Source organism: Acinetobacter apis (genome assembly GCF_900197575.1).
GTDB lineage: Bacteria > Pseudomonadota > Gammaproteobacteria > Pseudomonadales > Moraxellaceae > Acinetobacter > Acinetobacter apis.
In genome coordinates this window covers 1086120-1107723 of the sequence record NZ_FZLN01000001.1, presented here as the reverse complement: position 1 = coordinate 1107723, position 21604 = coordinate 1086120, and the positions used below count along the sequence as shown (strand labels likewise).

23 protein-coding genes are annotated in these 21604 nt (G+C 39.3%); 5 read left to right on the top strand and 18 right to left on the bottom strand.

Annotated elements, in window-relative coordinates:
• The first annotated feature begins 132 nt into the window (after positions 1 to 132).
• On the top strand, positions 133 to 690 hold the full coding sequence (locus CFY84_RS05135; RefSeq protein WP_088823103.1) for a nicotinate-nicotinamide nucleotide adenylyltransferase: 558 nt from the start codon (positions 133 to 135) through the stop codon (positions 688 to 690).
• Positions 691 to 722: 32 nt separating this feature from the next.
• Positions 723 to 1295 (top strand): YceI family protein, encoded by a 573-nt coding sequence (locus tag CFY84_RS05130; protein WP_088823102.1) that lies wholly within the window; start codon positions 723 to 725, stop codon positions 1293 to 1295.
• 4 nt (positions 1296 to 1299) lie between these two features.
• On the opposite strand, the gene CFY84_RS05125 is transcribed toward CFY84_RS05130, so the two are convergent.
• The 5 genes from CFY84_RS05125 to dapD all read right to left on the bottom strand — a co-directional run bounded on the left by CFY84_RS05125 (position 1300) and on the right by dapD (position 4541).
• Complete coding sequence (locus CFY84_RS05125) at positions 1300 to 1758, bottom strand: peroxiredoxin (protein ID WP_088823101.1); 459 nt, start codon at positions 1756 to 1758, stop codon at positions 1300 to 1302.
• Positions 1759 to 1817: 59 nt separating this feature from the next.
• Positions 1818 to 2219 carry a hypothetical protein gene (locus tag CFY84_RS05120; protein WP_088823100.1) on the bottom strand — a complete coding sequence of 134 codons (402 nt, stop codon included), beginning with the start codon at positions 2217 to 2219 and terminating at the stop codon, positions 1818 to 1820.
• A 19-nt stretch (positions 2220 to 2238) separates the two neighbouring features.
• Positions 2239 to 2904 (bottom strand): 7-cyano-7-deazaguanine synthase QueC, encoded by a 666-nt coding sequence (gene queC, locus CFY84_RS05115; protein ID WP_213062819.1) that lies wholly within the window; start codon positions 2902 to 2904, stop codon positions 2239 to 2241.
• A 23-nt stretch (positions 2905 to 2927) separates the two neighbouring features.
• Positions 2928 to 3644, bottom strand: a complete 717-nt coding sequence (queE, locus tag CFY84_RS05110; RefSeq protein WP_088823098.1) for a 7-carboxy-7-deazaguanine synthase QueE — start codon at positions 3642 to 3644, stop codon at positions 2928 to 2930.
• A 75-nt stretch (positions 3645 to 3719) separates the two neighbouring features.
• The gene (gene dapD / locus CFY84_RS05105; RefSeq protein ID WP_088823097.1) at positions 3720 to 4541 is read right to left on the bottom strand and encodes a 2,3,4,5-tetrahydropyridine-2,6-dicarboxylate N-succinyltransferase; all 822 of its coding nucleotides are present in this window, start codon (positions 4539 to 4541) and stop codon (positions 3720 to 3722) included.
• A gap of 355 nt (positions 4542 to 4896) precedes the next feature.
• Here dapD and CFY84_RS05100 point away from each other — a divergent pair, with 355 nt between their 5' ends.
• A complete protein-coding gene (locus CFY84_RS05100) occupies positions 4897 to 5547 on the top strand; it encodes a hypothetical protein (RefSeq protein WP_143218763.1) in 651 nt (216 codons plus the stop codon).
• 49 nt (positions 5548 to 5596) lie between these two features.
• On the opposite strand, the gene CFY84_RS05095 is transcribed toward CFY84_RS05100, so the two are convergent.
• The 6 genes from CFY84_RS05095 to fis form a co-directional block, all read right to left on the bottom strand.
• The gene (locus CFY84_RS05095) at positions 5597 to 6292 is read right to left on the bottom strand and encodes a methionine ABC transporter permease (protein WP_088823095.1); all 696 of its coding nucleotides are present in this window, start codon (positions 6290 to 6292) and stop codon (positions 5597 to 5599) included.
• Complete coding sequence (locus CFY84_RS05090) at positions 6289 to 7308, bottom strand: methionine ABC transporter ATP-binding protein (RefSeq protein WP_088823094.1); 1020 nt, start codon at positions 7306 to 7308, stop codon at positions 6289 to 6291. The genes CFY84_RS05095 and CFY84_RS05090 overlap by 4 nt, the downstream gene beginning before the upstream one ends.
• Before the next feature lie 76 nt (positions 7309 to 7384).
• On the bottom strand, positions 7385 to 8257 hold the full coding sequence (locus tag CFY84_RS05085; protein ID WP_088823093.1) for a MetQ/NlpA family ABC transporter substrate-binding protein: 873 nt from the start codon (positions 8255 to 8257) through the stop codon (positions 7385 to 7387).
• A gap of 364 nt (positions 8258 to 8621) precedes the next feature.
• Positions 8622 to 9905: a phosphoribosylamine--glycine ligase gene (purD, locus tag CFY84_RS05080; protein WP_088823092.1), complete on the bottom strand. Its 1284-nt coding sequence runs from the start codon at positions 9903 to 9905 to the stop codon at positions 8622 to 8624.
• Positions 9906 to 9980: 75 nt separating this feature from the next.
• On the bottom strand, positions 9981 to 11555 hold the full coding sequence (purH, locus tag CFY84_RS05075; RefSeq protein ID WP_088823091.1) for a bifunctional phosphoribosylaminoimidazolecarboxamide formyltransferase/IMP cyclohydrolase: 1575 nt from the start codon (positions 11553 to 11555) through the stop codon (positions 9981 to 9983).
• Positions 11556 to 11625: 70 nt separating this feature from the next.
• On the bottom strand, positions 11626 to 11895 hold the full coding sequence (gene fis / locus CFY84_RS05070; protein WP_005014868.1) for a DNA-binding transcriptional regulator Fis: 270 nt from the start codon (positions 11893 to 11895) through the stop codon (positions 11626 to 11628).
• A gap of 72 nt (positions 11896 to 11967) precedes the next feature.
• On the opposite strand from fis, the gene CFY84_RS05065 reads away from it, so the two are divergent.
• Complete coding sequence (locus CFY84_RS05065; RefSeq protein WP_088823090.1) at positions 11968 to 12237, top strand: hypothetical protein; 270 nt, start codon at positions 11968 to 11970, stop codon at positions 12235 to 12237.
• A 261-nt stretch (positions 12238 to 12498) separates the two neighbouring features.
• Here CFY84_RS05065 and CFY84_RS05060 read toward each other — a convergent pair whose 3' ends face one another.
• The 6 genes from CFY84_RS05060 to putA form a co-directional block, all read right to left on the bottom strand.
• Positions 12499 to 13482, bottom strand: a complete 984-nt coding sequence (locus CFY84_RS05060; RefSeq protein WP_088823089.1) for an alpha/beta hydrolase family protein — start codon at positions 13480 to 13482, stop codon at positions 12499 to 12501.
• A gap of 128 nt (positions 13483 to 13610) precedes the next feature.
• On the bottom strand, positions 13611 to 14081 hold the full coding sequence (locus CFY84_RS05055) for a zinc-ribbon domain-containing protein (protein ID WP_088823088.1): 471 nt from the start codon (positions 14079 to 14081) through the stop codon (positions 13611 to 13613).
• Between the two features lie 6 nt (positions 14082 to 14087).
• Positions 14088 to 14993 (bottom strand): 50S ribosomal protein L11 methyltransferase, encoded by a 906-nt coding sequence (gene prmA, locus CFY84_RS05050; protein ID WP_088823087.1) that lies wholly within the window; start codon positions 14991 to 14993, stop codon positions 14088 to 14090.
• 104 nt (positions 14994 to 15097) lie between these two features.
• Positions 15098 to 15322, bottom strand: a complete 225-nt coding sequence (locus tag CFY84_RS05045; RefSeq protein ID WP_088823086.1) for a hypothetical protein — start codon at positions 15320 to 15322, stop codon at positions 15098 to 15100.
• Positions 15323 to 15652: 330 nt separating this feature from the next.
• On the bottom strand, positions 15653 to 16738 hold the full coding sequence (gene trmA, locus CFY84_RS05040; RefSeq protein ID WP_088823085.1) for a tRNA (uridine(54)-C5)-methyltransferase TrmA: 1086 nt from the start codon (positions 16736 to 16738) through the stop codon (positions 15653 to 15655).
• 112 nt (positions 16739 to 16850) lie between these two features.
• A complete protein-coding gene (gene putA / locus CFY84_RS05035) occupies positions 16851 to 20585 on the bottom strand; it encodes a trifunctional transcriptional regulator/proline dehydrogenase/L-glutamate gamma-semialdehyde dehydrogenase (RefSeq protein ID WP_088823084.1) in 3735 nt (1244 codons plus the stop codon).
• Between the two features lie 126 nt (positions 20586 to 20711).
• On the opposite strand from putA, the gene CFY84_RS05030 reads away from it, so the two are divergent.
• Positions 20712 to 21197 (top strand): Lrp/AsnC ligand binding domain-containing protein, encoded by a 486-nt coding sequence (locus CFY84_RS05030; RefSeq protein ID WP_088823083.1) that lies wholly within the window; start codon positions 20712 to 20714, stop codon positions 21195 to 21197.
• Between the two features lie 53 nt (positions 21198 to 21250).
• Here CFY84_RS05030 and CFY84_RS11285 read toward each other — a convergent pair whose 3' ends face one another.
• Complete coding sequence (locus CFY84_RS11285) at positions 21251 to 21400, bottom strand: hypothetical protein (protein ID WP_171289003.1); 150 nt, start codon at positions 21398 to 21400, stop codon at positions 21251 to 21253.
• Positions 21401 to 21604: the final 204 nt, after the last annotated feature.

Sequence of the window (21604 nt, the reverse complement as noted above, 5' to 3'; positions counted from 1 at the left end):
TTTTTTATTGAAAATCAGATACAAAATAATACGTTTGCTTACCTCAACTCAGATCATAATAGATAATAATGATTTGCTGAATACATTGCATTTTTTAGTATTCTTTTTCACATAAATTTATAAATATGCCTTATGAAACAATTTGACTACTTAATATATATTGGAAGATTTCAGCCTTTCCATCTTGCACATTTAAAAACCATTCAAATTGCATTAGAGCAAAGTGAACACTTGATTTTGGCTTTAGGGTCAGTACAACAGCAGCGTGATTTAAAAAATCCTTTTTTTGCCCATGAGCGAGAGAAAATGATTTTATCAAGCTTGAGTACAGATGATCAGCAAAGAGTCCAATTTGCGCATATTCCGGATGTACACAATGATGAAAAATGGGTAAAGGAAGTTAAAGATCGCGTTGCTGAGAAAATACCTGTTCAACACGGCAAGGTCGGTTTAATTGGTCACTTTAAAGACGATTCATCGTATTATCTAAAATTGTTCTCAGAATGGGAGTTGGTACCGCTAGAGAGTTTAGAAAATGCAATTTCTGCGACACCATTACGAGAAGCATATTATCAAGGTCAAATTGATCAAGTGCATTTTCCGTCAGGTACGATTGAGTTTTTAGAGCAATTTATACAGACGGATGATTATCTCAATCTCAAACAAGCATATTTTGAGCATAAAAAATAAATTTTGTTTTATCAGTGGAGTAAGCTGAATTGATGTTATCGAAAACACACTACAGGCATATTCTGTTTTTATTAACGCTATGTTTATGGGGAATCAGTAGTTCATTTGCGCGTGCGGAAACCTATCATTTATCTAGTGATGGTGATGTTGGCTTTTATATTAAAAAGTTGGGCTTGAAAGTTGTTGAAGCAGAGTTTGAACAGGTGAACTCTCGTTTGGTCTTTGATGAGGCACATCTTGATCAAACTCAAATTAATTTTGTAATTCAAGTACCAAGTATGAAAACAGGCAATAGTTCTTTACAGACAATGATGTTAGGTGAAGATTTATTCAATGCGCAAAAGTTTAAAGAAATCACTTTTCAAAGTACCCAAATTCAATCGTTAGGTCATCATCAATATAATATTTTTGGCAATCTTACAATTAAAGGAAAAACTCGACCTGTCGTGTTTAATACCAGTATTATTCCACAAAAAGAGGGTCAAAATTTAGACTTTGAAGCCAATACACAAATTGAAAGTCGAAATTTTGCCATGAAATCAAAGTTTGGTGCTTTAACAGATCGAGTGAACATCTATGTTGAAGGTGAGTTAATTCCCAAATAATAGATTATTGTGCTTGTAGTGTGGTTAAGTCAGCAAGGACTTGTTCTGCATGTCCTGCAGCTTTAACTTTACGATAGCTTTGAACAAGTTGACCTTGATGGAAAATAAAGGTTGAACGCTCAATTCCCATGACTTGTTTGCCATACATATTTTTTTCTTTAATTACATCAAAATGTTTACACAGGGTTTCGTCTTTATCGCTGATGAGGTCAATAGTGAGTGCTTGCTTTGCGATAAAGTTTTGATGGGTTTTCACAGAATCACGTGAAATGCCAATCACTCTCGTCTGGCGGTCATTAAATTGATCAATTAAACATGAAAAACCAACAGCCTGTGTGGTACAGCCAGGTGTTGAGTCTTTAGGATAAAAGTATAACACCAGCCAATCTGTGTCTAATTGGGTTAAATTAATTTCACCTTGTGCTGTTAAAAACACATGATCGGGAAGGGTAATGGTTTCCATAGTTATCTGCCTCAATAAAAACTAGCCACCGAAGTGGCTAGAAAATAACAGTATATCAGTTATTGTTTTGGTGCAGCAGCTTGAGACTTCATTGCTTCTTCAGTTAACTGTTTTAATTTAGCGGTTAACTGTGGACCAAAACATGTTTGGATTGATTTGTTTTGTTGTTGGATAAATGGCAAGCTGCTAGGGCTTTTCTTTTGGTTTACTGTACTGATAATTTGCCATTCTTGTGCTTTAGTTAAGCTGCCTTCAGCATCAACTTGACAGGTACAGAATTTATCAACTTCACCAGCGCTTAATTTGCCAGCCTTGGTCGCGCTTTCTTTACAGTTACTGATTAATGTACCGCGAACATTTGAACTTTTTGATGGGTCTTGTGCTGCATGTGATGCAGTTGCAGTCAAGCTGACCAAAGCAAATAGGGTAGAATATACAGTTTTTGATTTTAAAAAGTTCATATGGTTGTCCCTTTTATGTCTAGACATAGCGTGTTGGGTCTTCAACTCCAGCTTCAGCAAAGCCATCTTTACGTAAGCGACAACTGTCACATTTACCGCAGGCTTGGCCTTGACTATCCGCTTGGTAACAAGAGACCGTTTGACTGTAGTCTACACCATGTTCTAGACCTAAGCGTATGATATTCGCTTTAGATAAATGTAACAGAGGTGTTTCAATTTTTAATGGTGTACCTTCAACACCCGCTTTGGTCGCTAAAGTTGCAAGTTTTGCAAAGGCATCAATATATTCTGGTCGGCAATCTGGATAGCCGGAATAATCTACGGCATTAACCCCAATCACAATGGCTTGTGCTTCATAAACCTCTGCTGCAGCAAGGGCATAAGATAGAAAAATGGTATTACGTGCAGGAACATAGGTTACAGGTATCCCTTCATTCAATTGCTCTGGCACATCTATGCTGTGATCTGTTAATGCTGAGCCACCTAAGCGTCCTAAATCAATGTTAATGATGTGATGAGGGACATTAGACTGTTCAGCTAATTTTTTTGCAGCTTCAAGTTCAGTCGATGAGCGCTGGCCATATTGGAAGCTTAATGCAACGCAGTCGTAATTGGCTTGAGCCCAAGCTAAACAGGTTGTTGAATCTAATCCACCAGACAATAAAACAATCGCACGCGTGCGCATACATTTCTCCAATTCTTTTTAATTTAGCGACCCATTTCATCTTGCCATAACAGTTTATGAAGCTGAAGTTGAAAGCGTACAGGAATATGATCTTCTAACAGCCATTGTGCTAAATCACGAGCAAAGCGAGGCAATTTTGCTTGCGTTTTGTCAACTGCAAATGCAGGTGAAAACCAAACAGTATTTACTTTTTGGTTAAGCTGATAATCTAAAACTTGTTGTTTAGACCATTCATAATCGTTACGGTCACAAATGACAAATTTAATTTGGTCTCTTGGTGTTAAATGATCAAGGTTACTCATTAAATTGCGATGAGATTCACCTGATGCAGGCGTTTTTAAGTCTAAAACTTTTGAGACACGTGGGTCGACCTGTGATACGTCTAATGCACCGCTGGTTTCTAAAGACACATCAAAACCTAAGTCACACAGTTGTTTAAGTAGCGGTATACAGTTTGGCTGTGCCAATGGTTCACCGCCTGTGACACAAATATAAGGAGTGTTATGACTTTTGGCTGTGTCAATAATTGACTCTAAGGTTTGGCGTTGCCCACCTTCAAATGAATAGGTGGTGTCACAATAAGTACAGCGTAATGGACAGCCTGTGAGACGAATAAAAACGGTAGGGAGTCCTGCTGTGTCAGCCTCACCTTGCAAAGAGTAAAAAATTTCTGTGATTCTAAGTCCTGCTGAAGGATTGGTCACAGGAATTGCTTGAGAGCGAAGAGAAGATGTTGTCATAGCAGAATGAGCCCTACTTTAAAAAGAAAAATCCCTACGATCTGATGATCGTAGAGACTGTGTGAACCAAATCAATTAGTCAGCACGTAATAAATCATTTAAGCTGGTTTTAGCACGTGTTTGTGCATCTACTTTTTTCACGATGATTGCAGCATATAAGCTATATTTGCCATCTTTAGACGGTAAGCTACCTGGAACAACAACTGAACCTGCTGGTACACGGCCGTAGTGAATTTCACCTGTTTCACGGTCATAAATACGAGTTGATTGACCAATATAAACGCCCATAGAAATAACAGCGCCTTCTTCTACAATCACACCTTCAACGATTTCTGAACGTGCACCGATAAAGCAGTTGTCTTCAATAATTGTCGGGTTTGCTTGTAATGGCTCAAGTACACCACCAATTCCTACACCGCCAGATAAGTGAACATTTTTACCAATTTGTGCACATGAACCTACAGTTGCCCATGTGTCAACCATAGTGTTTTCACCCACATAAGCACCAATGTTGACGTAAGATGGCATCAAAATTACATTTTTAGCTTGGAAGCTACCACGACGTGCAACAGCAGGTGGTACCACACGGATATTTGCTTCTTTAAATTGTGCTTCAGTCCAACCTGAAAATTTAGTGTCTACTTTGTCAAAAAATGCAAGGTCACCTGCTTCAACTGGCTTATTGTCATTTAATTTAAATGATAAAAGTACTGCTTTTTTCAACCATTGGTGAACAACCCATTCGCCATCAATTTTTTCTGCAACACGTAAAGACCCATTGTCTAAACCTTCAAGCGCAGTTTCTACAGCTTGACGAATTTCTGCGGGGCAATCTGCCGCAGTAAAGTTAGCACGGTTTTCAAAAGCTTGTTCAATAATCGTTGTGAGTTCTGACATAGTCTTAATTTCCAAGTCCCGTTTAAATTTGCATTGATTTTACACTAAAAAATTAGATTAAGGAGGCTAAATTTTAGGCTAACTCAAGTGTGATGAATTGGTATGGCGTGAAACGAATTGCATAATGACTTTTATTTTATCGGCTTTAGAATAAATGGATAGGGAAGATCGTTTAAATTTTGTATAGATCCTTATGCTTTGGTGCCTGATTAGGATTTCAAACCATTCAACATTGAATCCCACCTTTCATTCTTTTATGATAATGGCAACAAAGTATCGGATTAAATGAGTGTGGTGATTGAAAGCTATATTCTATTGATTTAAATACATTATATTTTATAGAAGTTTGATTTAAATGAATCTAAAAACTGTATGTTGCTTGGTTGCTTATTGGATGAGCATGCCTGTTATGGCAGACGAACAAGTGATCGTTGGAGGTAATTCAACTGCTGAGCAATATATACCGATTGCATTGAGTCTTGATATCGGAACCATGGGGTATGGAGGTTCTGTTATTTGGGATGTACATCCTAAAGTGAATGTCATTGCAGGATATGCACGTGGCGAAGTGGTTTCACCGCGTAGCATGCGTGTGGGAGGCGTTCGCTATCATACCAAGCAACAGGATCAGCGTTTTTGGTATGTAAATACCGCCATTGAACCGTGGAATCGACATTCAAATATCATATTAAAGTCATTTTATATGGCAGGTGGTTTTGCTTATATGGATCAAACCTATAATTTAACCTCTAAAACAGATGGGCAAGCATTTGGACAGCTCGAATATAAAAATACGATCGCGCCCTATTTAGGGATCGGTATACGCCCCATTTTAGGATTGCATTGGGGAATGGTGGCAGAAGTTGGTATGTATTATACAGGTCATCCACAGCTTCATTTAATCATGGATCATGTAGATACAGCAGCACAAAAATCAGATGTTAAATTGTCTCGCGGTGAAGCATGGCAGCCAATGGCAAAATTAGGCGTGATGTATCGATTTTAATGACATTGCAAGTGAGAAAAAAGCGAGTCAATGACTCGCTTTTAGTATTTTAACGGCGCTGCGATAACCATGTGCCGACGGTCTGTGCAATTTGGACCAAGAGTAAAAGTGCAATCACAGTGACAATCATAATAAAGTTATCGAAACGTTGATAACCATAGGCATATGCCAAATCTCCAATGCCACCACCGCCGACCACACCAGCCATTGCAGTTGCACCAATTAAGCTGATATTTGCGGTGGTCAGATTCAAAATCAATGAACTTTTTGCTTCAGGTAAAATAAATTTAAACACAATCTGTAAAGGTGAGGCTCCCATAGCTTGTGCAGATTCAATAATACCTTCATTGACTTCTAGCAGTGAAGTTTCAATGAGTCGTCCCATATAAGGTCCAATATATGCCACCAAAGGGACAATCGCAGCAGCAGTACCAATAGTACGACCTGTGATGAGTTTGGTGATGGGAATCATGGCAATCATTAAAATAACAAAAGGCAATGAACGGAGTGCATTCACAATCGGGTTTAGTATTTGATAAATCGCTTGGTTGGGTAAAATTCCATTTGGGCGAGTCAGTAATAGGGTAATTGCTTGTAAAAACCCCCAAATTGCGCCAAATATAAACGCAATAAATACCATGTAAATGGTTTGTTCTAAAGCGGTAATGAAATCATCTACACTAACAAAGCTATGCCAAACAGGAGCGGTAAGCTTTGTGAGCCATTGAACAATTATATCTCTCATTGGTCGACTCCTGCGTGAGATACAGACACATCATGTTGTTTAAGGTGTTCGATGGCTTGATTGACATCAGGGCCAAGCAGTTGGACAAACATTTGGCCAATTACCGTGCCATCAATTTCAGTCATATTGGCGAACAAAATATTGAGACTAATATCAAACTGTTTAATCATGGCTTGAATAACGGGTGTTTGCGCTGAGCGACCTAAAAACTGTAAGCGATAAATACTATGTTGTTGTTGGTTTTCAAGCTGATTTAAAATATTTACAGGCAAGTGCTGTTGTAATACCGTTTGAATAAAGTTTTGTGTTGTGGGATGCTTTGGACGACTGAAAATTTCAACGGTAGCACCTTGTTCAATCACATCACCTGCTTCCATAACAGCAATATGGTCACAGACTTTTTCAATCACATCCATTTCATGGGTGACCATCACAATCGTGATGTTTTGTTCGCGATTAATCTTTTTTAATAGATCAAGTACTGACTGCGTGGTTTGTGGATCTAGGGCAGAGGTTGCCTCATCACAAAGTAAAATTTTAGGGTGATTGGTCAGTGCTCGTGCAATGCCAACACGTTGTTTTTGACCACCTGACAGTTCATCAGGATAAGCATTTTTTTTATGTGTTAGGTCAATAAACTCAAGCAGCTCATTTAGTCGCTTTTGACGCTCCGATTTATTATAGCCAAGTAAACGCATTGGCATTTCAATATTTTCTGAGACAGTTTTGGTTTGCATTAAATTAAAATGCTGAAAAATCATGCCAATATTGGCACGCTCTTGACGTAACGCCCGCGCATCTAATGCAGTGAAGTCTTTTTGATTAATGATAATCTGTCCTGCACTTGGACGTTCTAATAGATTGATTAAACGTATTAATGTACTTTTCCCAGCACCACTATAGCCAATAATGCCGAAAATACTGCCTTCAGGAATGGTAAGATTAATCTGATTTAAAGCCGTAATACGTTGGCCATTCAGCATGTAATGCTTGGAAATATTTTTAAATTCAATCATGTGGTCAAGAACTATATGATAAATAAAAACAGGTAAAGTGAAACGAACTTTACCTGTTTTGAGTAAGTGGTGAAATCTACTGAGACTGTGTTTCAGTCAGATAGCTAATTGGTTTATTTACATCAATTTTCGTACCGCCAAAACGATCAGCAATAAATTTCTTCACTTCTTCGCTGTGGTAGAGCGGAACCAGTTTTTGGAATGCTGGGTTGTCTTTTTTCGCTTCAGAAGTAACAAGCAAGTTAATGTTGAGTTTAGTTGATTGGTTAATTGGCTCATAGAATAATGCATCTTTTAATACATTAAGACCACCTTCAAGTGCAAGCGTATTACCAAGTACAATTGCATCAACATCACTCATTACACGTACAGCAGTTGCCATTGGAATCAATTTAAACTGTAGTTGTTTTGGGTTTGCAGTAATATCTTTAAGTTGACCATGAATTGGATCAAAGCCTGCTTTAAGATCAATTAAGCCCGCACTTTTCAGTAAAGACAATGCACGTGCTTGGTTTGATGTGTCATTTGGAATTGCAATTTCAGCTTTATTTTTAATTTCATCTACTTTTTTGTATTTGCTTGAGTAGATGCCCATCGGTTCAATATACGTGGTTGCAAACGGCACTAATTTATCAGGGTTTTGGGTGTTGTATGCAACCAAGTAGTTATATGATTGAAATGCATTGACATCAATTTCACCTGATGCAGTTGCTTTGTTCATTGCCACATAGTCAGGCATATTTTTGACGTCAAGCTCAATGCCTGCAGCTTTTGTCGCAGGTAAAGTTGCGATATAACGCCATACATCTGTGTCTGAACCGTCAGATGCTAAAACAATTTTAGTGAGCTTTTGCCCATCTTGTGTTGTTGCTTGATCTGATGGTGCTTTGCTACATCCAGCAGAAAACAACAGGCCTGCACCTAAAAAAACACTCAATAATTTTTTCATGAGGCGAATAATCCTAATTCTGTATAGACGCGGAGGTCTTATTGATATTTCAAGCCCATGGGCACTGTTTATAGAGCGTAAACAGTTCATGAACATGTAATGATTATGAACATTTATCCCATCATAACAAGAAATGATTATTCGATACAGTCTGTGCAAAATACATCAGTCAAGTATGAATATGATGGTCATGGGGTTGTTTAAAGTAGGGCAGTATAAAGTCTAGATTTTAGATGTCAAAACAATAAAATTCAAAATCGTTATGAAAAATATTCATTACAATATTTATATTTTACGATTAAAGTGTAATAAACGTGCTATATAAGCACGTCTATTACAGAGATTTATTTTTAAAAATAAGCAGTTAGCTTTGTTCTCTTGCAATGGCACGGTAACCAATATCAGTACGATATTGCATGCCTTCAAAACTAATTTGACCACATACTTCAATGGCATTCACTTGCGCTTCTAATACGCTGTCACCTAAAGCAGTGACACACAGTACACGACCGCCTGCAGTTAAGATACGTCCATTTTCATCAGTTTTTGTTCCTGCATGAAATACTTTGGTGCCTACAGGTGATTGTCCTAAACCTGAAATGACATCGCCTGTGTGTGAACTGTCAGGATAGCCTTTTGATGCAAGCACAATTCCAATCGATTTACGTTCATCCCAATCAGCACTTGCAGGCAATTGACCATCAATACCGGCAGTGATTAAATCAACTAACGATGATTTTAAACGCATCATAATTGGTTGTGTTTCAGGGTCACCAAAGCGACAATTAAATTCAATGACACGTGGCTGATTGTGTTCATCAATCATTAGCCCTGCATATAAAAATCCTGTATAAGCATGGCCATCTTTTTTCATGCCTTCAATGGTTGGATGCATGATGTCATGCATGACACGATTGAAAACTTCATCTGTCACAACAGGCGCAGGCGAATATGCACCCATGCCGCCAGTATTAGGTCCTTGATCGCCTTCAAAAATGCGTTTGTGATCTTGTGATGTTGCCATAGGCAAGATGTGATCGCCATCGACCATACAAATAAAACTTGCTTCTTCGCCAGCAAGGAATTCTTCGATCACAACACGACTACCAGCATCGCCAAATTTGTTACCTGCTAACATATCGTCAATTGCAGCAAACGCCTCTTCATTGGTTAATGCAACAATGACGCCTTTACCTGCCGCTAAGCCATCAGCTTTAATGACAATTGGTGCACCATGTTTGCTGATATATGCTTTGGCTGCGTCAACCTCAGTAAATACATCATAAAAAGCAGTTGGAATTTGATGACGTTTTAAAAAGTCTTTGGCAAATGCTTTTGAACCTTCAAGCTGCGCTGCGTATTGGGTAGGTCCCCAAATTTTAAGACCTGCTTGTTGTGCAGCATCAACTACACCGTTTACCAATGGTGCTTCAGGACCAACGACAATCAGTTCAATATTTTGCGTTTGTGCAAATTCAATAATCGCAGCATTGTCTAAAATATTAAGTGCTAAATTCTGACATTTAGGTTCTGTTGCTGTTCCTGCATTTCCTGGGGCAACAAATACGGTACTCACTTGACTGTCTTGTGCAATCTTCCATGCCAAAGCATGTTCACGACCGCCGCCGCCGAGTACTAAAATATTCATCGAATGTTCTCCAATTTAGAAAGATGTCTTCATCCGTGATGAAGACATGTCAATTCAAGGTATCAGGATAGTGAATTAGTGACGGAAATGACGCATGCCAGTAAATACCATTGCAATACCAGCTTCATCTGCAGCTTGGATGACTTCTTCATCGCGCATTGAACCACCTGGCTGAATAATGCATTTAATGCCAGCTTTGGCAGCATTGTCGATGCCATCGCGAAATGGGAAGAATGCATCTGATGCCATAACAGCACCTTCAACACTCAGACCTGCATGTTCTGCTTTAATGCCTGCAATACGTGCTGAATTGACACGGCTCATTTGTCCTGCGCCAACCCCAATAGTTTGACGGTTTTTCGCATAAACAATGGCATTAGATTTCACATATTTTGCAACTTTCCAAGCAAAAATAAGGTCATCAATTTCAGCTTCTGTTGGTGCACGTTTGGTCACGACTTTTAAATCAGCAGCATGAATCATACCTAAGTCTTGGTCTTGAATCAGTAAGCCGCCATTTACACGTTTATAGTCAAGCTGTGGTGCGAGTGCATCAATAGACGGTAATTCGCCACATGTGAGTACACGAATATTTTTCTTTGCAGCTGTGACATCAAGTACACCATCTGCAATGCTTGGTGCAATAATTACTTCAACAAATTGGCGCGTTACAATGCTTTTTGCCGTGTCCACATCAAGCTCACGGTTGAAAGCAATAATGCCACCAAATGCAGACTCAGGGTCGGTTGCATACGCTAAGTTGTATGCTGTTTGAATGCCATCTGTCGATACAGATACGCCACATGGATTGGCATGTTTCACAATCACGCAGGCAGGTTTTACAAAACTCTTTACACATTCTAAAGCAGCGTCTGTATCTGCAATATTGTTGTATGAAAGTTCTTTACCTTGAAGTTGTTTTGCGGTTGCAACAGATGCTTCTGTTGCGGTTGCTTCTACATAAAATGCCGCTGCTTGATGAGGATTTTCGCCGTAGCGTAAATCCTGTGCCTTGATGAGCTGTGTGTTGAATGTTCTTGGGAACGTGTCAGCATCATCTTGTGCTTTGCCCACGCGCGCACCGAGGTAAGAGGCAATCATGCCATCGTATTGCGCGGTGTGTTCAAATGCTTTTACTGCCAAATCAAAACGGGTTGCATGAGATAGGCTATGTTGAGTTTTGATTTCATCAATGACAGCATCATAGTCTGATGCATTGACAATGATCCCTACAGACGCATGGTTTTTTGCTGCAGCACGGACCATAGTTGGTCCACCGATGTCAATATTTTCAATCGCATCTTCAAGTGTACAATCTGGCTTTGCGACAGTTTGAGCAAATGGATATAGGTTGACAACCACCAAGTCAATGGCAGCAATTTGATGCGCTTGCATGACATCTTCATCGATGCCACGGCGGGCTAGAATACCACCATGAATTTTGGGGTGAAGGGTTTTAACACGGCCGTCCATCATTTCAGGGAAGCCTGTGTGGTCAGAGACTTCAATGACAGAGATGTTGTTTTCTTTAAGTAGCTTGTATGTTCCGCCAGTAGATAAAATTTCAATGCCAAAGTCTGCAAGTTGTTTTGCAAACTCGATAATACCTGTTTTGTCAGAAACTGAGATTAAAGCACGCTTGATAGTCATGATCGATTTATTCTTAAGGTTAAACACAAAGGCAAAAAAAATGCCCACGAAAACGTGGGCATTTTATCATTTATTCACTCATCAGTCCGTGAGCTTTTAACTTTTTGCGTAACGTACCGCGATTTAGGCCTAGAATTTCAGCAGCGCGTGTTTGGTTACCGCGTGTGTACTCTAGTACAACAGATAAAAGAGGTTTCTCCATTTCTGCTAACACCATGTCATAAACCTGAGAAGGTTGTTCACCTTGCAAAGATGCGAAATAGTGACGAACCGCGCGATCCACGTGAATACGAAGCGCTACATCAGATTGTGCAGTAAAAATAGGAGATTTGCTATTCATGCGTTTTAATCCGAAATTAATCAAAATTACTCCAGAGGAAGAAGTAATTATATTTAAAGGTCAAGAGGCAGCATGCGAAATGCTGCTCTTATAAATTCAATACAGCTTGCCATATTCAACACGCATTGGTCAAAAAAGAAGCATAACAAATATTTAAAAATTGTTACAGCGACCTTTTCAAAAAACAAAAAAGCTGTATACGCAGCAGAAGCTATTGCATATTGGCTAGTTTATTGTCTGGGACGTTATGAGAGTGTAGAGTGGTCAAGCTTTGGTGGCGCGTATAATAACATCATGTCAAAAAAAGTGAGTAAAATAGATGCAGTTTTTTTGTTAATTTAATCGTTTTTTTAGATAAAAATATCCAACTTATAATTTTTTTAGATTTAAGTACCTTGTCAATGAATTTCAAGTGTTGATTTTATAGTAAATTTACATAAGTTAACAATTGATGTGCTGTCTTGATGGCCTATAAATAAAGGGTAAATACCTCTTTTAAGCGTCCATTTGAAAGCGAATTACAGGTTGAATTGGCAATGATATGAGGAAATAAAGCATCGACTGCCTTTTATCGAGATTCTATTTAATTCAACTGACACAATATCAGGTTTTAATGTCACATTTTTGTTTTAAGATCCAATCAGCAAGCTGATCAAGGGTGCTTGGTGCGTAAGCTGATCTTGCCATCATGAGGTATACGCCTTGTTTCCATATTGGCCATTCTGCGATGAGTTGATAATTGAACCATTCGCTTTTTAATAACCCATGTGTTGCATGTGGTACTTGATAGATGCAACGTGGTGTTTGTGCAGGAAGCATATTTTGCCATGTAGCAACACTTTCTACTGCATTAACATTTAAATCATCTGCGCCCATTAAAAGTAATGTTGGCGATTGAACCTGCATAATATCCACTTTTGCATCTGATAACGCATTTATACGCTCAAAATCATCACGCGTGCAGATTGATTGGCAGGGTAGAGCACTGCTTTTTGTTGTAAATGTGGTATCAAATTTTAAAGCTTCATCTTGCTGTGCATGGGTTATTGCCGAATCAGACCAGCCTTCGGCTTTTAATCGCTGTCCAGTATAATATATACCTTGTTTACGCCAATTAATTGCTGCGCCAATCAGAATAATAAAATCAGTATGCACAAGTTGGCTGGCTTGAGGAATAACCCAACCCGCTTGAGAAAATCCTAAAAAACCGATTCTGCTCTTTGCCAAGGCAGGATGCATTTTCACTGCACGGGCAGCTTCTGCCGCCTCTGCTGCACGGTCTGACATACGTTGTGCAAGCCAATTGCCTTGGCTTGCCTGTATTCCAGGCTTATCCCAAGAGAATACAGCTATGCCTTTAGATACTAAAAATTGACTCAGTAGAGCATAGCCGCCATTAGACCAACGATCTTGAGCGCCATCTCCATGGACAAGAATTGCCACAGGTGGTGATGACGTGCCTTCTGGTAAGAGTAAAGTACCTTCTAAAACATCAGAATGATGTCGAAAATGAATGGTATGTTGTTGATTCTGTGGTAACTCAAAAAAAGCTAAACGGCTATATATTAAACCACCCAGCATGACCATGCAGGTGATCCAAAATATTAGTCGACGGCTAAAATGTGGCATAAAGGGTAAAATGGCATATATTTATGATAAACATAATACATTTTTATTTAATAATGTGTTTAATATCTTTTAATGATTCTTTTTGATTAAAAGAGCGTCCATGTGCTATGAATAATTGCATAATAAAATAAGGGTAATACGGTTAGCGCAAAACAGATGCATAAAAAGATAAAAATCCAATAAAGCTGCGCATTCGATTTGTCAGTATCTTTAAATAGTAAATGAGGCAATGGACCATTAGATGGTTTAATGGCATTAAGCTGAAAAGTTTGAATGGTGTTTAAATAGGTTTGTAAATCGATATTTGACGATTTGGTTTTTGTCTCAAAAATTTGCAGTGCTTCGTGGTTGGAAAGAACAGGATGGGTTAACCGCGTTGGAGGCGCAGTTTCGATTGCAATATGGTTTTTAATATTGCTACTTAACATTTGCCGATATGCATTAAATACATGATGGCAAGTCGCACAGGTGACATGACCTTGTGCGACTCTGAGCTTTAACACAGAGACTGTATATCGCTTTTGGCAATGTGGACAGGCTGTTTTAATGCTTTGCATAATGATTTATTCGCCTTGGCGGGTTCCTGATAAACGGAACCATGTATCTTCTCGTTTTGCACGATCAGTTACATGAAAATAATTAGTATATGCTGCTGCAACATCATCAACTTGTTCTTCAATAATACCTGCTAATGCAAATGCCGCATGAGGGCGCGTTAATTGGCTAAATTCTTCAACCAATGACATGAGCGGCCCTGCAAGAATGTTCGCGACCAATACATCGGCTTGTTTTGGCTTAAAGACTTGGTTGAATTCTTCAGGTAATCCGACAAATAAGCGGTCTAACACGCCGTTTAATTCTGCATTTTGCTGTGTGGCAAGCACAGCTTGTGGGTCAATATCTGTGGCATAAACATATTTCGCACCAAGCAACAATGCAGCAACACCTAAAATGCCTGAACCACAGCCGTAATCAATCACCACTTTATCTGTTAAATCAGTTTGACCGAGCCATTCTAAACATAAGAATGTACTCGCATGATTACCTGTACCAAAAGCCAAGCCTGGATCAAGCTTTAAATTGACGGCCTGAGCATTAGGGGGTTCAAGCCATTCTGGCACCACCCAAAAGGTGTCTGTAATTTGGATTGGCTCATAATAATCCATCCAACTGCGTTCCCACACTTGGTCTTCTAATTCATCATGGGTGATTGGGGTTGAATCTGGCAGTTGAGATGTAGCAAATGCGATTAATGCATGGGTGTTAATCGGGTCATCTTCAGTATTTTGATAGATCCCTGTGACAATCACTTTGTTCCAAAGCGGTGTTTCACCAGGAAGTGGTTCAAGCAAAGCTTGATCTTCTGCATCATCTAATGTGACACTCACTGCGCCCAATGACAGTAGCAATTGTTCAGTTTGCTCAACCAAGGGTTGGTCAACAGTAATATGAATTTGTAGCCACTTCACGTCAATATCCTAATGATTGTGTTTCAGGGGATAGTGTAACGAAATTCAAAGCAATAGGGAAAGGGCAAAAAAGAAAAGACCATCCGAAGATGGCCTTTTGAAGATTACTGTATACTGTGTTGGATCGAGTCTAATTCTTTTTTACTATATCCTCGCGACATCAACACGCGTTTGATGCCTTTCAAGACACATGCATCTCGTGTTGCCTTGAGTGTTTGAATGAGCTGTTCATTGCTTTTGCGTAAGCAGTCATTCGTCACACATGCGGTGTGGTTTTTATCAAAATTTTGGATTTCACGGGTACTAAATAATTTTTGCCAGATACTCATAAGAGCTTTCTTTGCGACCTAACATAAGTTGCAATATAAATTAAAACATCAAAAAAACAAGCCTTGTTTTATTCTATACAGATGTATAAAAATATAGTTTGAAGTGGACAGTATTGTATACCTCGCGTGAAGATATTGAATTATTTATGAATAAAATGTAATTCCAATTAAATATTTTGAAACACTTTTTTTGGCTAAAAATAAATAACCGATTTGTTCAGCAATTTTACTCATTTTAAGTCAAATTCTACATCAGAAAAATAGATATAATGCTGACATGAGTAATGAGGTGGTCAAGGCAATTGAGGAATCATTGACCACCGTATAGGCTTATATTTTCTCTAATAGCACCGCGCTTTCTACATGATGGCTATATGGAAATTGGTCAAATAAAGCAAAGCGTTTAATTTGATGTGTTTGGGTGAGCGTATTTAAGTTGTCAGCAAGGGTATCAGGATTACATGAGATATAAATAATATGCTTAAATGACTGTAATAGTGCAAGGGTCTGATCATCAATCCCAGCACGGGGTGGGTCAACAAAAACAGTACCGAAATCATAGCTGCTTAAATCAATATTGGCTTCTTGCAAGCGTCTAAATTCACGCTCTCCACGATATGCTTCTGTAAATTCTTCAGCAGCTAAACGTGCAATTTCAATATTGTTAATTTGGTTGGTGGCAATGTTCCATTCAGCAGCATAAACAGAAGATTTAGCAAGCTCTGTGGCCAAGACACGTTTAAAGTGTTTGGCAAGAGGCAGGGTAAAATTGCCATTACCACAATAAAGTTCTAATAAGTCACCTTGACAGTCTTCAGCAACACGTGCTGCCCAATTGAGCATTTTTTCACAAATGATAGCATTCGGTTGGGTGAATCCATTTTCAATTTGCTTATAGCGGTACGTTTGTCCTTGAACTTGAAATGTTTCAATCACAAAGTCATCACTTAACACCAATTTTTGTCCACGACTTCGTCCAATAATTTTAATATTAAGCTGTGCTGCAAGTGCTTGAGCCAACTGTTGCCATGTCTCATCTAAACGGCGGTGATAAATCAGACTGACTAACATTTCACCGTTTAAAGTGCCTAAAAAGTCAATTTCAAATAAGCGGTGATGCAGGCGTGAATCTTGTTTAAGTGCATCAAGCAAGACAGGCATGAGCTGATTGATTTGTGCTGATGCAATTGGAAACGTATCTACGCGCACGACTTGTTTGTTTTTTCCACTTTCATCGCGTTCAAACATGGCATAAAACACATCATCATCGGTATGCCAAATTCTAAATTCTGCACGCATGCGAAAGTGCTGTTCAGGCGATTCAAAAACTTCAAGTTGAGGTGGCTTGAACGCTTGAAATTGAGTGGTGATGCGCTCAATTTTTTCTTGCAATTGATGCTGATAGGCAGATGACATAAGGCTCATGATCACACGCTAAAAAATAGAAGCGGCCATCTTAACAAACAACGCCCCTGAAACCTAGTTCAGGGGCGTTGAAAAAATGGATCTGATCAGACCATATTAAGTTTTACATGGTCATTAAGCTTGCATTACCACCTGCTGCTGTGGTGTTGATGCTTACTGCATGTTCAATGACCAAGCGTTCGATTGGAATATCGCGGCTGTGTGGTGCCAGCTGATGGATAGAAACAATCGCACCTTGATGCAATGCAATTTCATGTTGTAGCGCCAGCAGTTGTTCTGTCGAACCATGATGTAATACAGCATCAAATCCTGCATGATCTAATTGATCGATCATTTCAATATGTTGCTTGATGACAGTTGGCATTTGATTTAAATATTTCTCAAAAAATGCAGATCCTTTTTTGATAACAGGACGCGCATTCACAGAGAAAATCGCCAACAGTTGATCGATATATTCTTGCTCTGTATGTGCAAGGCTTAATACACGGTGTCTAGGTTGCATGGTGTATTGATTGCTTTCACCTGTTGGACCTTGTAGTTCATAAGTTTGACCGACCATAAATGGTTGGTGCTTTGACACATCAAGGTCAGAGAAGGTGTCTTTCACCCATGCTTTAAACACATTAAAGTGCTCAAAATAATGTGATGGCGCTGCAGTGATTTGTTGTTTCACGGCAAATGGCGTTTCAGTATGCTGAAATGAATTTGCTTCGGCCAAACGGTGAACATATAATGGTCCGCCAGCTTTAGGTCCTGTTCCAGACAAGCCTTCTCCACCAAATGGTTGTACACCAACCACAGCACCAACAATGTTACGGTTCACATATAAATTGCCAACTTCAGACTGTTGAATCACTTTCTGAATGGTCTCATCAATCCGCGTATGAATGCCCATGGTTAAACCATAGCCTTTATCATTAATTTGCTGAATGAGTTGATCAAGTTGGTGCTGTTTATAGGTGATGACATGCAACACAGGACCAAATACTTCACGCTCTAAGTCATCAAGGTGTGGTAGTTCAATCAAGGTTGGGGCAATAAATGTACCGTCTTGAAAGACTTGATCTTGGTTTGCAGGTGTATGCTGATGTACGGCATAGCCTTTGCCTTTCATTTTGTCAATATGACGTTGAATGGTTTGCTGTGCTTCAAGATCAATTACAGGACCTACATCGGTATTTAAAAAGTGTGGGTTACCGAGGCGAAGCTCTCGCATGGCACCTTTTAACATGGTTAATACAGGTTGTGCTGAATCTTCTTGCAAACATAAAATACGTAAGGCAGAGCAGCGTTGTCCTGCACTGTCAAATGCAGAGCTTACTGTATCTAACACCACTTGCTCTGTGAGTGCAGATGAGTCCACAATCATGGCATTTTGACCGCCAGTTTCAGCAATGAGTGTGACAGGCTGACCATGTGGTGTCACACGTTTAGCCACAGTTTTTTGCAAAATTTTTGCCACTTCAGTTGAGCCTGTAAACATAATGCCATGGATACGTGCATCTGCACTGAGTTTTGCACCAACTGTTGCACCATCACCAGGTAAGAACTGTAATGCATTTTCAGGGATACCTGCGGCATGTAACATTTGAATGGCTTCATATGCCACCAATGGGGTTTGTTCTGCAGGTTTGGCAATAACACAGTTACCCATGACCAGTGCAGCAGCCACTTGACCGGTAAAAATAGCCAATGGGAAGTTCCATGGACTAATACACAGTACCGTACCCAAAGGTTGAGTTGGCTGAGCAGGGTCTAGTGATCGGACTTGTTTGGCATAGTAGCGTAAGAAATCAACAGCTTCTCTCACTTCAGCAATCGCATTGGCATAAGTCTTACCACTTTCGCGGCACAACAACACCAAAAGCTCAAGCAAACGGCTTTCCATATGATTGGCTGCGGTCTCTAAAGCCTGAGCACGCGTTGCAATTGGGGTGGTTGCCCATGCATGCTGTGCGGCTTCAGCCTGTTGTAATGCCAGCTCAACATCTTGTTCTGAGCTTTCAATCACATGACCAACAATATCTTGATGTTGTGCAGGGTTGGTCACAGCTTGCTTTGTGTGCTCAGCAAGTTCAGTATGATTGGCAATTAATGGTGTGCTAACCCATTGATGTTCATGATACTGTTTCGATATTTCATTTAACTCAGATAAACGTGTGTCATTGGCCAAGTCAAATCCAACTGAGTTGGTACGTCCTGTGCCATATAAATCTTGAGGCAATGGAATAGCAGGGTGCTTTTGACCAATACCATGTTCTTTCTCTGCCAACTCACGAATTTCTGCAATTGGTGAGCGAATTAATTCATCAATTTGGATGGCTTTGTCTGAAATACGGTTCACAAATGATGTATTTGCTCCATTTTCTAACAAACGACGAACCAAGTAAGCAAGTAAAGTTTCATGGTTGCCCACAGGTGCATAAATACGGCACGGAATACCGAATTGACGTACTACTTTTTTATACAGTGGCTCACCCATACCATGCAAACATTGAAACTCATATTGATGCTTGGTATATGCATCAGCACCGCCAAGTTCATAAATGGTTGCTAAGGTTTGTGCATTGTGTGTTGCAAACTGCGGATAGATTTGCTTGGGTGCAGCAAGAAGTTTTTTTGCACAAGCAATATATGACAAGTCGGTATACACTTTACGTGTAAATACAGGATAGTCATTTAAACCTTCAACTTGCGCTTTTTTGATTTCGCTGTCCCAATACGCACCTTTGACCAAGCGAATCATTAAACGCTTTTCACTACGTGTGCCAAGATCAACTAAATAATCGACCAATTCAAAACAGCGTTTTTGATAGGCTTGAATGACAAAGCCAACACCATTCCATCCTTTGAGCTGAGGTTCAAAACATAAGCGTTCTAATAGCTCAAGTGACATTTCTAAGCGTTCACTTTCTTCAGCATCAATATTTAAGCCGATATCATATTTTTGAGCCAATAATGCAAGCTCAAGAATTTTTGGATACAGTTCAGCATGTACACGTTCAATTTGTGCACGCTGATAACGTGGATGTAGCGCAGAGAGTTTAATTGAAATGCCTGCGCTATCGTATACGCCTTTATTTTTTGATGATTGACCAATGGCATGGATTGCATTGACATAGTCTTTCATATAACGATCAGCATCATGATCTGTTAAGGCAGCTTCACCGAGCATGTCATATGAATATAAGAAACCTTCGTTTTCAAGCGCTTTTGATTTTGTTAGTGCACTTTGAATGGTTTCACCTGTCACAAATTGCTCACCCATCATACGCATGGCCACATCAACCGCTTTACGGATGATGCCTTGACCACTACGCGCAAGGATAGATGTCAAGATGCTTGACATGCTTTTGCCTGTTTGCGGTGTGACAATTTTACCTGTCAGCATTAAGCCCCAAGCTGCTGCATTCACAAAGACTAAGCCACTTTGACCGATGTGTTCTTTCCAATTACCTTGACCAATTTTGTCACGAATCAATTGATCACGCGTTGCTTTGTCAGGGATACGAAGCAATGCTTCAGCCAAACACATGAGGGCAATACCCTCTTGAGAAGATAAAGAAAATTCTTGTAATAAACCTTGTACAATACCTGCTTTACCCGAAGCTTTGTTGTTTTCACGCAAATGCTGTGAAAGATCAAACGCCAACTGATAGATTTTTTGATCTAATTCGTTTGATATATCAGTAAATTGCAATAAACTTTCAACAGTGGCTGTCTCTTGAGCACGCCATTTTGCATTGATGGCTTGTTCTAAAGACGTCTTCTTTGGAAGTGGGGTAATATCTTCAAAAGAAGTAGGGCGAAGTAATACATTGTGTTGCTGTGCATTCATACCATGACGTCCTAATACGCGTGTGACAAACTTAGCAGTTTTTTACGTTGCTTAATGTTGTTAATCATTGCAAAATTATTACCGAATATCTCACCATAATTTGCCCCTTTTTTAGAGAATTATGCTATGCCCGAAGGAAATTTTCAGCCTGATCGTATTGATCTGAAAATATTGGATTTATTACAGAAAGATGGACGGATATCCAATGCTAAATTGGCTGAAATGGTAAGCCTCTCTCCAACAGCAGTTTTGGCACGTGTGCAACGCTTGGTTGCCGAGAAATATATCTTGAGTTATCACACCAAATTAAACCCTGAGAAACTTGATGCCGGCTTCTTAGTTTTTGTTGAAGTGGTACTCGATAAAACCTCATCACAAGTGCTTGATGAGTTCGCTGAAGCAGTCCAAGAATTGCCTGAAATTACAGAATGTCATATGACAAGTGGTGGTTTTGATTTTTTAATTAAATTACGCAGCAAAAATATGGAAGATTTTCGCCGTTTATCGGGGCTTATTTTATGGAAACTCCCGGGTGTCAAAGAAACTAGAAGTTATCCTGTCATGCAAGTGGTTAAAGAAAGTTGGGAGCTTAAACTCACTGCCAAAAAGTAAGTGTCAAAAATAACAATACAGCGCAGTGCGCTGTATTTGTTTTATGGCAGGGGTTAACGCGCCATATCTGCCGCCACTGCGACATAAACACCTAAACAAAACAATAAAGTATATAAAGTAAACCATATGATGGCACGTTTAAATGCTTTTTCTGAAATGGTGCTGTCAGCATATTTAGGTGCTTTAGGTTTATTATCATCCATTGTCATCTCCTTAAACATGAGCCTGTTCTTGGCTAAATTATGAGATAATGTGATGCATTTAAATAGAAACAGATGAATGTAAAAATATAATAACAGACTTCATTGAAATGGAATCAACAACAACTGAAGTATATTTCATGCTGTGCTGTAATCTGTATGGTGTGAGATATGACAAGCTAAGCCGATAAAAGAATGCGCATTTTG